At 61.1% G+C, this 13,356-nt stretch carries 12 protein-coding genes; 8 read left to right on the top strand and 4 right to left on the bottom strand.

Annotation, left to right across the window (positions count from 1 at the left end; translation table 11 throughout):
• The first annotated feature begins 167 nt into the window (after positions 1-167).
• From QZ638_RS09700 to eutH, 3 genes are read left to right on the top strand one after another with little or no spacing between them, the layout of a single operon-like run.
• Complete coding sequence (locus tag QZ638_RS09700) at positions 168-1,076, top strand: phosphotransferase family protein (RefSeq protein ID WP_295809431.1); 909 nt, start codon at positions 168-170, stop codon at positions 1,074-1,076.
• On the top strand, positions 1,076-3,535 hold the full coding sequence (locus QZ638_RS09695; RefSeq protein WP_295809428.1) for an FAD-dependent oxidoreductase: 2,460 nt from the start codon (positions 1,076-1,078) through the stop codon (positions 3,533-3,535). Before QZ638_RS09700 ends, QZ638_RS09695 begins: the two co-directional genes overlap by 1 nt.
• 58 nt (positions 3,536-3,593) lie before the next feature.
• Positions 3,594-4,826: an ethanolamine utilization protein EutH gene (eutH, locus tag QZ638_RS09690; protein WP_295809425.1), complete on the top strand. Its 1,233-nt coding sequence runs from the start codon at positions 3,594-3,596 to the stop codon at positions 4,824-4,826.
• 238 nt (positions 4,827-5,064) lie between these two features.
• On the opposite strand, the gene QZ638_RS09685 is transcribed toward eutH, so the two are convergent.
• From QZ638_RS09685 to QZ638_RS09670, 4 genes are all read right to left on the bottom strand, one after another.
• On the bottom strand, positions 5,065-5,445 hold the full coding sequence (locus QZ638_RS09685) for a hypothetical protein (protein WP_295809422.1): 381 nt from the start codon (positions 5,443-5,445) through the stop codon (positions 5,065-5,067).
• Positions 5,446-5,543: 98 nt separating this feature from the next.
• Positions 5,544-6,035 (bottom strand): DUF305 domain-containing protein, encoded by a 492-nt coding sequence (locus tag QZ638_RS09680; RefSeq protein WP_295809421.1) that lies wholly within the window; start codon positions 6,033-6,035, stop codon positions 5,544-5,546.
• A gap of 120 nt (positions 6,036-6,155) precedes the next feature.
• Positions 6,156-7,304, bottom strand: coding sequence for a galactonate dehydratase (gene dgoD, locus QZ638_RS09675; protein ID WP_295809420.1), 1,149 nt, complete (start codon positions 7,302-7,304; stop codon positions 6,156-6,158).
• A gap of 19 nt (positions 7,305-7,323) precedes the next feature.
• Positions 7,324-8,061: a FadR/GntR family transcriptional regulator gene (locus tag QZ638_RS09670; RefSeq protein WP_295809418.1), complete on the bottom strand. Its 738-nt coding sequence runs from the start codon at positions 8,059-8,061 to the stop codon at positions 7,324-7,326.
• 204 nt (positions 8,062-8,265) lie between these two features.
• Between QZ638_RS09670 and QZ638_RS09665 the strand changes: the two genes are divergently transcribed.
• The 5 genes from QZ638_RS09665 to QZ638_RS09645 all read left to right on the top strand — a co-directional run.
• Complete coding sequence (locus tag QZ638_RS09665; protein WP_295809416.1) at positions 8,266-9,249, top strand: arabinose ABC transporter substrate-binding protein; 984 nt, start codon at positions 8,266-8,268, stop codon at positions 9,247-9,249.
• 104 nt (positions 9,250-9,353) lie between these two features.
• Entirely contained in the window at positions 9,354-10,865 is a 1,512-nt protein-coding gene (araG, locus tag QZ638_RS09660) for an L-arabinose ABC transporter ATP-binding protein AraG (RefSeq protein WP_295809414.1), read from the top strand.
• Between the two features lie 11 nt (positions 10,866-10,876).
• A complete protein-coding gene (gene araH / locus QZ638_RS09655; RefSeq protein WP_295809411.1) occupies positions 10,877-11,827 on the top strand; it encodes an L-arabinose ABC transporter permease AraH in 951 nt (316 codons plus the stop codon).
• A 100-nt stretch (positions 11,828-11,927) separates the two neighbouring features.
• Positions 11,928-12,716 (top strand): SDR family oxidoreductase, encoded by a 789-nt coding sequence (locus QZ638_RS09650; RefSeq protein ID WP_295809408.1) that lies wholly within the window; start codon positions 11,928-11,930, stop codon positions 12,714-12,716.
• Positions 12,717-12,722: 6 nt separating this feature from the next.
• A partial coding sequence (locus QZ638_RS09645) for a 2-dehydro-3-deoxygalactonokinase (RefSeq protein WP_295809406.1) occupies positions 12,723-13,356 on the top strand: 634 nt, incomplete at its 3' end.

The following is a 13,356-nucleotide window of genomic DNA, read 5'->3' as shown; positions in this document are numbered from 1 at the left end:
TTCCTTGTCTGAATTGACCGATTTTACCTGTTTATGACCGATTTGTGCCGAAAATAATCGGGAAAATTGTTTTATTCGGGCAAATAACCACATTTCTCTGTTGACTTCCCACACGCTCCCATCAATTCTTTCTGCATAACAAGCGGCCCAAGGCTGCGGGAGGAGACATGGCGGACGCTCGGGAAATAAGCACCGCGCGCTCTGAACAGATCGCGGCCTTGCCGATCTGGAAAGGCTCTATCGAAATCCGGCCCATGATCGGCGGGATCAGCAACGAAAGCTGGCTCGTCACGGACGATTCAGGCGGGCATGTCGTTCGTTTCGGCAAGGATTATCCCTTTCACCACGTTCTGCGCGACCGTGAACTGATGACCGCGCGCGCCGCCGAAGCGGCCGCTCTGGCTCCAGCCGTCGAGCATGCCGCACCCGGCGTGATGGTGTGCAAGCATCTCAATGCCAGAACATACGGCGAAGCCGACGTCCGGTCCAACTTGGAGCGGATCGCCCGGCTCGTGCGAAACTTTCACCAGCAAATGCCGCACCACGTTTCGGGGCCAGGCTTCATGTTCTGGCCCTTCCATGTGATCCGCGATTATGCGCGCACGCTCGATGCAGGCGGGAGCCGGATGAGGGCGCATCTGCCTGCGTATCTGGCATTGGCCGACGAACTGGAGGCGGTTCAGGTTCCGCTGCCCGTCATCTTCGGCCATAACGATTTGCTGCCCGCCAATCTGCTGGACGACGCCGAGCGGTTGTGGCTGATCGATTTCGAGTATGCCGGTTTCTCGACGGCTATGTTCGATCTTGCCGGTCTCTCATCCAATGCCAGCTTTTCCGACGAGGAATCCGAGGCGCTGCTCGGCCACTATTTCAACCGCAGCCCCGATACACCGTTGCGCCGCTCGCTGGCGGGCATGCAATGCGCATCGCTTCTGCGCGAGGCCATGTGGAGCATGGTTTCCGAGCTCTATCTCGATGCGCCCGGCACCGACTATGTGGCCTATACGCAAGAGAACCTTTCACGGCTCGAGGCCGCACTGGACACTTTCCACACGCAATACGGACGCGTCTCCTGATGATACAGACCCTGCCTTCGCATGCCCAGTTCGTCGTTATCGGAGGCGGCATCATCGGTTGTTCGACAGCCTACCACCTTGCGCGCGATCACAAGGCCGACGTCGTTCTCCTGGAACAGGGCAAGCTGACTTCGGGCTCGACCTGGCATGCGGCGGGCCTGATCGGCCAGTTGCGTTCATCGGCCTCCATCACACGTGTGCTCAAATACTCCGTCGACCTCTACAAGCGCCTGCATGAGGAGACGGGGCTGGAAACCGGCTGGAAAATGACCGGCTGCCTGCGGCTTGCAACCACCGAGGATCGCTGGACGGAGTTCCGGAGGCTGGCCACCACGGCGCGCAGTTTCGGCATGGAGATGGAACTGGTCGACGCCGATGAGGTCAAACGGATGTGGCCGCTCATGGACACGTCCGATCTGATCGGCGCATCCTGGTTGCCGACCGATGGACAGGCAAGTCCCTCCGACATCACCCAGTCGCTCGCCAAAGGTGCGCGGATGAATGGTGCGCGTCTTTTCGAGGGCGTGGGTGTGACCGGCTTCGAGATGGACGGTAGCCGCATCGTGGCGGTGGAGACCGACCGGGGACGGATCCGCTGCGAGACGGTCGTCAATTGCGGAGGGCAGTGGGCGCGCCAGATCGGTGCCATGGCCGGCATCTCGGTGCCGCTGCAACCGGTCAAGCATCAATATATCGTCACCGAGAAGATCGAGGGACTTACCGCAGACACGCCGACCGTTCGCGATCCCGACCGGCGCATTTATTTCAAGGAAGAGGTGGGCGGCCTGGTGATGGGCGGCTATGAGCCCAATCCGCAAAGCTGGCTAACGGGCCTGCCGGGCGGCGACGTGCCGAACCGGTTCGAGTTTCAGCTTTTCGACGACGATTTCGATCATTTCGAACAGCATATGACCCAGGCCATCGAGCGTGTTCCCGCGCTCGGCGAAGCGGGCGTCCGGCAGATGATCAACGGGCCGGAAAGTTTTACGCCCGACGGCAATTTCATTCTCGGCCAGGCGCCCGAATGCGCCAATATGTTTGTCGGCGCGGGGTTCAATGCCTTCGGCATCGCGGCTGGCGGCGGCGCGGGCTGGGTTCTGGCCGAATGGGCGGTCCGCGGTGAAGCGCCGCTCGACCTGTGGGTTGTCGACATCTGCCGTTTCTCCACCCTTCATGACGATCGCAAATGGGTGGAGGAGCGCACGCTCGAAGCCTATGGCAAGCATTATACGGTGGCCTTTCCGCACGAGGAGTATGAGAGCTGTCGGCCACGCATCGTCTCGCCCCTTTACGAGAGGCTGAAGGACCATCGCGCCGTGTTCGGTTCCAAACTCGGCTGGGAGCGACCCAACTGGTTCGCGCCCGAAGGCATCGAAGCACACGACGACTACTCCATGGGCCGGCAGAACTGGTTCGCCCCGGTTGGCGAGGAACATGCCCATGTGCGCGAAAAAGTGGGTGTGTTCGACCAGTCTTCCTTTGCCAAGTACGAACTGACGGGTGCCGATGCGGCCCAAGCGCTGGAGCGCATCTGCGCCAACCATGTGGCAAAGCCCGCAGGACGTCTCACTTACACGCAAATCCTCAACTCGCGCGGCGGCATCGAGTGCGACCTTACCGTCGCGCGTCTCGCGGACGACCGCTTTTACATTGTCACCGGCACCGGTTCGCGCACGCATGACTTCGCATGGATAAAGGAACATCTGCCTGCCGGCGCGAACGCCAGGCTCGTCGACGTGACCGAAGAGCACGGCACACTTTCGCTCATGGGGCCACGTGCTCGCGATGTGTTCGCCGCCGTGACGAACGCCGATGTGAGCAACGACGCTTTTCTCTTCGGCCGGGTTCAGGAGATCGAAATCGCCGGGCACAAGGTGCGCGCCATGCGCGTGACCTATGTCGGCGAGTTGGGATGGGAATTGCACGTTCCCATCGAAGGCACAGGCGATGTGTTCGACGCGTTGATGGACAGGGGCCGGGCCCATGAAATCCGTCCCGTCGGCTATCGGGCCATCGAGTCGCTTCGTCTGGAAAAGGGTTATCACGCCTGGGGTTCCGATGTGACCCCCAACGACAATCCGTTCGAGGCGGGGCTCGGCTGGGCCGTGAAGCTGCGCCGGGACACCGCTTTCATCGGCCGCGAGGCCTGCGAGACCGCCGCCGCAAATCCGCTCACAAAGCGTCTGGCATGCTTTACGACATCCGATCCCGACGCCGTGCTTTTGGGGCGCGAAACCATACTGCGCAACGGTGAACCGGTCGGCTATCTGACCAGCGGCGGCTACGGCTATACGGTCGGCAAGCCGATCGGCTACGGCTATGTGCGGGCCGCCGACGGTGTCGACGACGCATATCTGTCGTCTGGAGATTACGAACTCATCGTGGCGAACGAACGCTTCGCCGCCACGGTGCATATGGCGCCGCTCTACGATCCGCCGGGGGAACGCGTGAAGGGCTGATCGAAAAACCGGCACGGAGGATGCCGGGGCGCATTTCGCACACTGGGAGGGAAGGCAAATGGCTTCAATCGGTACCTACGTCATCTACATCATCATGGCATGCGCCGTCGCCGGCGCAATCGCCTCGATCCGAAATCCGGAAAGCGGGCTTGGCAAGGAATTCATAGAGGGACTCCATTCCATCGGTCCGATCTTCATACCCGTTGCCGGCATTATGGCCGCAATTCCCTATCTTTCGGAATTCATCCGCGCGGTCGCCGGGCCGCTCTTCGCGATGATAGGCGCGGATCCGTCCATCGCCGCCACCACCGTGATCGCGGTCGATATGGGCGGATACCAGCTCGCAGACACGCTGGCGCAGTCGCGCGATGCCTGGATGATCGCCACTGTGGTCGGCTATATGTCTGGGGCGACGATCATCTTCTCCATTCCCGTCGGCCTGGCGATGCTGGCGAAATCCGACCATAAATATATGGCGCTCGGCATCATGTCGGGCATCCTGAGCGTGCCGGTCGGCGTGTTCATCGCCTGCGCGCTCATAGCATTGACGGGGCTCGATATCCGGCCCGACGTCTCCACGAGTTCAGAGGCGAATTACCAGATCGCGCTCACGCTGGTCGATATCGTGCGCAACCTTTTGCCTCTCATCGTCTTCTGCATCGCCATCGCCCTGGGTTTGCGCTTCGCACCCGACGCAATGATCAAGGGCTTCCTGTGGTTCGGGCGGATTATGTATGCCGGCATCACACTGGTTCTGGTCGCCTCCATCGTCGAGTATTTCACCGGCTTTTTCTCGAGCGTTTTCGGCTCCTGGGGTTTCGATCCCATCATTGCCGACGAGGCGGATCAGTTCCGCGCGCTGGAGATTGCCGGTTACATCGGCATCATGCTCGCCGGCGCATTTCCGATGGTCTATCTTCTTACCAAATATCTGGCCGGTCCCATGCAGGTTGTCGGTGCGCGCATCGGCGTCTCGCCGGAGGGCGCGGCGGGACTTCTGGCGGCAAGCGCCAACATCCTCGCCATGTACCGGCTGGTCGGCCAGATGCGACCGCGCGACAAGGTTCTGGCCATCGCCTTCGCCGTCTGCGCGGCGTTCACCTTCGGCGACCACCTTGCCTTCGCGGCGAACTTCCAGCCGACGATGATCCTGCCTCTGATGCTTGGAAAACTGTTGGGCGGCGCTGCAGGTTTCATGCTCGCAATCTGGCTGTCCGTGCCCAAGGCGGAAGATCTGGCCTCCCGCGAAGCGCAGGCCGCGCCGGAGACCCGTCCCATGCCTGCTCAGTAGCGGCCGTTCGAGCGATGCGTGTCCGTTCGGACTGGCATCGCTCGACCGAATCCTTTGCAGGCTTCGCCCGCGCCCGGGAAAGGGAAGCGACCGTGGAACGGCGGAAACAACGGCGCTTGGCGAGCCGCGCTTTTTGGGCGGGTTCCGGCTTGCGTCTAGGCGTGCAAGGTGAGGCTGAAAACTTTACGTCGCATTCGGGCGACGGGGATTGGTCCCGACACCGGCGCGGTGTCCGGCTTTATCCGCCGCACGCCTTGATCGCGTCGCGATGCGCCCTCCCAATCCGGTTTGTCCGTGTTCTCAGCTCACCCACCGAGGTGCCCGTCTGTGTGGCCACCCTTTCGCTTGCTTCATCCCAAGCTGGGACATAGCCCTTTCCGTCGCTCCGCATCTGCGCGAAGACAATGCCGATGTCGTGATAAATCCCGTACTCGTCGGGGGTGATTGCGGGTTTGAGCCTCTCGGAAGCGCAGCGGCAGGTTTCCGGCGTTTCCCGTTCAACACACAGCGCATAGACCCCGTCTTGCGTTTCCGCCATGGAAAGATTGGGTAGCAGGACGCCAAGTGCACCGATCGTCGCGCCGACAAGGCGCGGCACTCTTCGTTGTTCTCTCTGCAACTGTCCCTCCCGAACCCAGACAGGATACCCTACCACATTTGAACCTGACCGACAGGCCGGCCCGCAATGTTGACGCGTCGCATTCTTCGGTTCCGCTTTTACTCGGCGCTTCGCGCTGGAAGGTCTGGCGCGTCGGCGGGCGGAGGGTTTTCTTCGAGGTCGGAAATCAATTGCTTCATCTCGTCGATTTCACGGACCTGCGCTTCGATGATCTCATCGGCGAGTTCACGCACGCGCGGGTCGCGGATATGGGCCCGCTCGCTCGTCAGTATCGCGATGGAATGGTGGGGTATCATCGCCTTCATATAGGAAACGTCATCGACCGTTTCCTGACTGCGCACCAGCCACAATGACAGAGAAAAGCCGATGATGCTGACAGCCAGAATCCCGATATTCGCCGAGCGGCTCCTGTACATCGACCACATGAAAGACATCATGACCACGGCCATGGTGCACCCCATCAACAGGGCCATCCAGGCGCGGGTCTGACTGAACCAAATGTGCCCGTACGCATAGGTGTTGAGATACATGAGCCCGTACATGATAACCGTGGAGGCGGCGATCATTGATCCAAAGCGTGCATAGCTCATCGTTCCCTCCGCAATCATACATGGATGATTGCGGAAGTCCCGAGCGGGCGGATGGTTCCAATCGGCTCGCTATCCTGCCCATGGCGGCGCCAGCTATGCCAAGGACGCCGTGTCGTCAGATCACCATTCCGCGATGGAACCGTCCTCGTGACGCCAAACAGGCGCGCGCCAGCGGTGCCCGATTTCGGTCTGCTTGCGCACGAAATCCTCGTTCACCCGAATGCCCAGACCGGGGCCTCGCGGGATCTTAAGGAAGCCGTCTTCAAGCTCGAATCCGCTGCCGGGTTCGAGATAGTCGGCCATGTCCTGGGTCGCGTTGTAGTGGATGCCGAGGCTCTGCTCCTGGATGAAGGCGTTGTGGCAAACCGCATCCACCTGCAGGCAGGCGGCCAGCGCGATCGGCCCCAGCGGGCAGTGCGGCGCCAGCGCAATGTCGTAGGCTTCGGCCCAGTGGGCGATGCGCAACATCTCCGAAATACCCCCCACATGCGCGGTGTCGGGATTGATGACGCTTGCGGCGCGCTGTTCGAAGACAGGCTTGAAGTCGAAGCGCGAATGAAGCCGTTCGCCGATACAGAGCGGAATCGAGGTCTGACGCGAGAGATCGGCGAGGGTGCCGATATGGGCGGAATCGACCGCATCCTCGATGAAGATCGGTCTCAAATGCTCGATCTCTTTCAGCAATTGCCTGGACATCGGCGCGTGGACGCGGCCGTGAAAGTCGAATGCGAGATCCATGTCGGTCCCGACCGCCGAACGCAGATCCGACAATTGCCGCACGACGCCGTCCAGCTTCTTGTAGCTGTCGATTATCTGCATTTCGGCGCAGGCGTTGAACTTGCAGGCAGTGAAGCCACGGTCCATCAAATCCCTGGCTCCGGCGACGAGATCCGAGGGACGGTCGCCGCCGATCCAGCAATAGCTGCGGATCTTGTCGCGCACCGCACCGCCCAGCAAGTCGTGCACGGGTGCGTTGTAATACTGCCCCTTGATGTCCCACAGCGCCATGTCGATGCCCGATAACGCACTCATGAGTACCGGGCCGCCGCGATAGCAGCCGTTGCGGTAGAGCATGTGCCAGATGTCTTCGATCTTCATCGGGTCCGCACCGATCAGAAAATCGGAAAACTCCTCGATCTTGGCGGCAAGCGTCGCCGCGTGACCTTCCAGCACTGGCTCGCCCCAGCCGGAAATGCCCTCGTCCGTCTCGATCTTGAGAAACAGCCAGCGCGGCGGGACCAGGAAGGTGGTAAGCTTGGTGATCTTCATGAAAACGAGTCTTTTCTGATTAAGTCTTTTCGGAGCGGGCGGCGTTTACGTCCTGCTTGGCCTTGGCGATGAGGGCAAGCGCGAGGCGGCGTGCGCCTTCGGCATCCCTGACGCGCAGCGCCTCGACCAGTTCACGGTGCTGTCCGATCGATTCTTCGAGGCTGTCGGCCGAATGCGCCGAGGTCGACAACATGAAGTTCAAAGCAGCGTGCATGAGCGCACCGAACTGCTGAAAGATGCGGTTGTGGCTGGCTTTGAGCAGCAGTTCGTGAAACACCACGTCGGCGGCGATGAACGCATCCACATCCTCGCCGGCATCGGCCATGGCCTGCCAGGCCGCCTCGAGGTCGGCAATTTCCTGCATGGTCGCCCGCTTGGCAGCCAGTTCCGCCGCTGTCGGTTCGATGGAACCGCGCGCCTCGAGGATGCACTCCACCAGCCCCATCCTGCCGAGATTGGGACCGATCCATTCAAGAACCTGGCTGTCCAGAATGTTCCATTCGTCCTGCTGGCACACAATCGTGCCGATGCGTGGACGGCTCACCACCAACCCCTTGGCCTGAAGGATCTTCAGTGTCTCGCGTATAACGGTGCGGCTGACGCCGTACGTTTCGCACAGGTCGTTTTCGCGGGGAAGGTTCGCGCCTTCCGCGAACTTTCCCGAGAATATGTCCTGGGCAATGGATTGGGCGACAGACATGCGGACGCGCGGGCGTGCCGTTCTCGATGCTGGCATCTCCGTGGTTGAAACGGTCACTGTCCTGTCGCCTCCACTTTTCTCCTCCCGGTGGCTTCCGGAAGAAAGCCTTGAGCGGGTTTTCGCCGGCAGTCATGGCCGTCTTTCGCCTCTTGTCAAACCAATATCATTAATTATCGTACAAATGCAATTGACTGATATGATAATTGCTCGTAATTTTCCCTGGCTCTCAGGAGGGCGTCAAAGAGCAACAGGGAGGTTCTCATGCGTTTTCTGAAAACAGCGGCGATGGCGGCGATTGCCGGGACATTCATTGCCGGGTCGGCGCTCGCCGACGATGTGAAGATCGGATTTCTGGTCAAGCAGCCGGAAGAGCCGTGGTTCCAAGATGAATGGAAGTTCGCCGATATCGCGGCCGATGAAAAAGGCTTTACACTGGTGAAAATCGGAGCCGAGGATGGCGAGAAAGTCATGTCGGCGATCGACAATCTCGGCGTTCAAGGCGTTCAGGGGTTCGTCATCTGCACGCCCGATGTGAAGCTCGGGCCGGGCATCGTCGCCAAGGCGGCGGCCAACGGTCTCAAGCTCATGACCGTCGACGACCGGCTGGTCGGATCGGATGGCGAACCGATTGCAGATGTGCCGCATATGGGCATTTCGGCGGTGAAAATCGGCGAAACGGCCGGCGAGGCCATTGTTGCCGAGATCAAGAACCGCGGCTGGGATATGAACGAAGTCGGCGCGATCCGCGTTTCCTACGATCAGCTCCCCACGGCGGTCGACAGGGTCGAGGGCGCGATCTCCAAGCTCAAGGAAGCCGGATTCCCCGAAGCAAACATCTTCGATGCGCCGCAGGCGCGCACCGACACCGAGGCCGCGCTCAACGCTGCCACGGTGGTTCTCAACAAGAATGCGGGCATCAAGCACTGGGTCGCGTTCGGTTTGAACGATGAGGCCGTTCTGGGTGCGGTTCGGGCCGCCGAGGGCGTGGGCATCGGTGCGGACGGCATGATCGGTGTCGGCATCGGCGGTGCGGATTCGGCGATCAACGAGTTCAAGAAGCCCGAGCCGACCGGGTTTTATGGCACCGTCATCATCTCGCCGAAGCGTCACGGCTACGAAACGGCGCTGAACATGTATGAGTGGATCGCCGACGGCAAGGAGCCTGAAAAGCTGATCCTGACCTCGGGTGCTCTGGCCCTGCGTGACAATTATCAGGATGTTCGCAAGGACCTCGGCATCGAGTAGACATTCACTCGATCCGCGTCGGCGCGCCAACTCGCGCCGGCGGCATTCTTCCGCCGAAGAGGCGGTTTTCTGACACTGGCTATGCTTGGGAGGAAGCCGGCTGTATGTCTGCCTATCTCGAATTCTCGGGCATTTCGAAGAGTTATCCCGGCGTCAAGGCTCTTTCGGACGTATCCTTTGCGGTACAAAAGGGCGCGGTTCACGGGTTGATGGGAGAAAACGGGGCTGGAAAATCCACCCTCATTCGCATTCTTTCCGGCGATACCGCGGCCGACACGGGCGCAGTGCGCATCGACGGCGAAACCCAGCATTATCAGTCGACGCGCGATGCGTTCGACGCAGGTGTGGTGGTCATTCACCAGGAATTGCAGCTCGTGCCGGGGCTCACCGTGGCCGAAAATCTGTGTCTTGGGCGGTTCCCGGCAAAGGGTGGCGTGATCGGTTTCAACGCCATGTACGAGGATGTGCGGCGAAAGCTGGCGCTTGCCGGCATTTCCGTGGACCCGTCCCGCAAGATATCGCAACTGTCCATCGGCGAGCGCCAGATGGTGGAGATCGCCAAGGCGGTCATGCTCGACGCCCGCGTGATCGCGCTCGACGAACCGACCTCCTCGCTCTCCTCGCGGGAAAGCGAAATTCTCTTCACGCTGATCGACAAATTGCGGGCGGATGGTCGAGTCATTCTCTACATCTCCCACCGGTTGGACGAGGTGTTTCGTCTGTGCGACAGCCTCACGGTTCTGCGTGACGGAAAACGCGCGGCTCATCACGAAACGATCGAGGGTGTCACGCGCCACCAGGTCGTGTCCGAGATGGTCGGGCGTGAAATCAGCGACATTTGGGGTTGGCGCGGTCGCCCGGTCGGCGGCGTTCAGCTCGAAGTGGACAGGGTTCACGGCGAGAAGCTGCCTGTTCCGGCCTCTTTCGAGGCTCGCAAGGGCGAAATCCTGGGCTTTTTCGGCCTGATCGGGGCAGGGCGCTCCGAGCTTTTGCGGATGATCAGCGGCGCTGATCCGCACGATGGCGGCCATGTGCGTGTCGACGGTGCGGAAATCGCTTCGGGCCTGCCTGCAGAGGCGATCCGCAAGGGCGTGGTTCTGTGTTCCGAGGATCGCAAATTCGACGGCATCATCCAGGGCCGTTCGCTCGAGGAGAACATTCTGATCTCGTCGCGCCGGCATCTGACACGCTTCGGTGTTCTGGACCTGCGCCAGGAAGGGCAGGTGGCCGAGACTTTTCTGAAGAAGCTGCGCGTGCGCACGCCCTCGCGCAAACAGGATATCGTAAACCTCTCCGGCGGAAACCAGCAGAAGGTCATCCTTTGCCGCTGGCTGTCGGAGAAGGGTGTCAAGGTTCTGCTGGTGGATGAGCCGACCCGGGGCATCGATGTCGGCGCCAAATCCGAAATTTACGACATTCTCTATCAGCTCGCGGAGGAGGGGATGGCGATCGTCGTCATCTCCAGCGAACTGCCCGAGGTCATGGGCATTTGCGACCGCATTCTCGTGATGTGCGAAGGGCGCATCAGCGCTGAGATCGAACGGGCTGACTTCAATGAACAATCCATCCTCGCCGCGGCGTTGCCGGACGAGGTGAGCGCCGCGTCGGTCGGCTAAGAGGCTTCACGATGACGACTTCCATCAAAAAGCTCATCCTGGGCGACCAGGGCCTGCTTGTAATCTTCATTCTCGCTTTCGCGCTCGTGTCGCTGACAGTCCCCAACTTCCTGACCGAGCGGAACATGCTCGGCCTTCTGCAGTCTGTGGTCACGGTCGGCGTGATCGCCTGCACCATGATGTTCTGTCTGGCCGCACGGGACTTCGACCTTTCGGTCGGCTCCACCGTCGCTTTCTGCGGGATGGTCGCGGTAATGGCGTCCAATGCGACCGGCTCCATTTTTCTGGGCATCCTGACGGCACTGGCCGCCGGCGGGCTCGTCGGTCTGTTCAACGGCGTGGTGATCGCCAAGTTTCGCATCAACGCACTGATCACCACGCTGGCCACCATGCAGATCGTGCGGGGATTGGCGTTGATTTCGTCCGATGGGCGCGCCGTGGGCATCAACGATCCCCTGTTCTATCAGCTTGCCTTGTCCAAGTTTCTCGGTGTCCCCACGCCGATCTGGGTTCTGGCAGCACTCTTCGTGATCTTCGGCTTCGTTCTCAACCGAACGGTGTTCGGCAAGAACACGCTCGCCATGGGCGGTAACCCCGAGGCCTCGCGACTCGCGGGCGTCAACGTCGACTGGATGCGGATCTGGATTTTCACTCTCCAGGGGATCATATGCGCCGTTGCCGGCATTTTGCTGGCGTCCCGCATCACCTCCGGCCAGCCCAACGCGGCAACCGGGTTGGAGCTCTCGGTGATCTCGGCCTGTGTGCTCGGCGGCGTTTCGCTGGCCGGTGGACGGGCGACGATGACCGGCGTAATCGTGGGTGTCATGATCATGGGCATTGCCGAGAACGTGATGAACCTCCTGAACATCCAGGCCTTCTATCAGTATGTGGTGCGCGGATTCATTCTGCTGCTCGCCGTGCTGCTCGACAATGTTCGCACAAGCACCATTGGGCGGCGATGATGGCTGATCCGATCACCCGGCAAATCCACGCTCCCTTGGTTCGGCGAAGATCGGGAGCGCATATTCAGGGCAGTTCGCCGCTGACAACGGGAGAAGGAACATGACGGGTGCCGGCGGACGGCTGAACGGCAAACGCATTTTTCTGACCGGAGCCGCACAGGGCATCGGTCGGGCAATCGCCAAAGCCTGTCTGCGCGAAGGCGCGGCACTCTTTCTGGTCGACCGGGATGCGACACTTCTGGAAAAGACCGTTCGCGAACTTGCCGCTGCGGGTGATCGACTGGCCTTTGCCGTTGCCGATATCGCCGACGCGACCGCTATCCAGGGAGCCGTCAAGGAGGCCGGGAAGACGATCGGCACACCCAACGCATTGATCAACAATGCCGGCGTCAACGTTTTCAACGAACCGCTCGACACGGACGACGAAGCGTGGGCGCGCTGTTTCGACATCAATCTCAAAGGCGCATGGCACTGCTGCCGGTCGCTGCTCCCGGGAATCATGGAACAGGGCGGCGGCGCCATCGTCAACATCGCCTCCACCCACAGCTTCACCATCATTCCGCACACTTTTCCCTATCCGGTGGCCAAGCATGCGCTCCTGGGCATGACCAAGGCGCTGGCACTCGAATACGCCGGACAAGGCGTACGCGTGAACGCCATCGCGCCGGGCTATGTGGAAACCCAAAAGAACATCGATTACTGGAACGGGTTTTCCGACCCGCAGGCCGCGCGCGCGGAAACGCTTGCGATGCATCCGGGCGGGCGCATCGCCACACCGGATGAGATCGCCATGGCCGCCGTATTCATGATTTCCGACGAATGCCCCTTCATGAATGCGGCCTGTCTGGTTATTGATGGCGGACTGAGCGTTCTCCAGCATCCGGCCTGATACTTCATGACAGCATCCTCTTCCGCTTCGCCATTCTGCGCCGTCGTCGACTGGGGCACGAGCAGTTTCCGTCTGTGGCTCCTCGACCGACAGGGAGCGGTGCTGACCGAGAGCCGGAGCGGCGAGGGCATGATGCACTGCGCGCAGGCCGGCTTCGCCGCCGTTCTGGACGCCCATCTCGCCAGGGTCGAGGCGCCAACGGCTCTGCCGGTCCTGATATGCGGAATGGCGGGCGCACGTCAGGGCTGGCTGGAAGCGCCCTATGCGAAGACGCCGGCCAGGCTTGAGGAACTTCCCGAACGCGCAGTGCGCATTGCGAAGGTTGAGCGCGATGTCCGCATCCTTCCGGGCATCGCGCTCGACGATGCGGCGGCACCGAACGTTATGCGCGGCGAGGAAACCCAGCTTCTGGGAGCGGTTAAGCCATCCGGCGGCGCGCTTGTCTGCATGCCCGGAACCCACAGCAAATGGGTGAGGGTGGATGCCGGTGCGGTGACGCATTTCAGCACCTTCATGACCGGAGAGTTGTTTTCGGTCCTGACCGGACACACGATTTTGAAGCATGCGGTCGAACCAGACAGCCGGGTCGAGGCCGACGATACCGCCTTTCTGGCGGCGCTCGACCAGATCGCGGCGACCG

The organism is uncultured Nitratireductor sp., assembly GCF_913053745.1.
Lineage (GTDB): Bacteria > Pseudomonadota > Alphaproteobacteria > Rhizobiales > Rhizobiaceae > Nitratireductor.
Note: the sequence above shows the minus strand (reverse complement) of the source record. Positions and strands in the feature narration are given on the sequence as shown.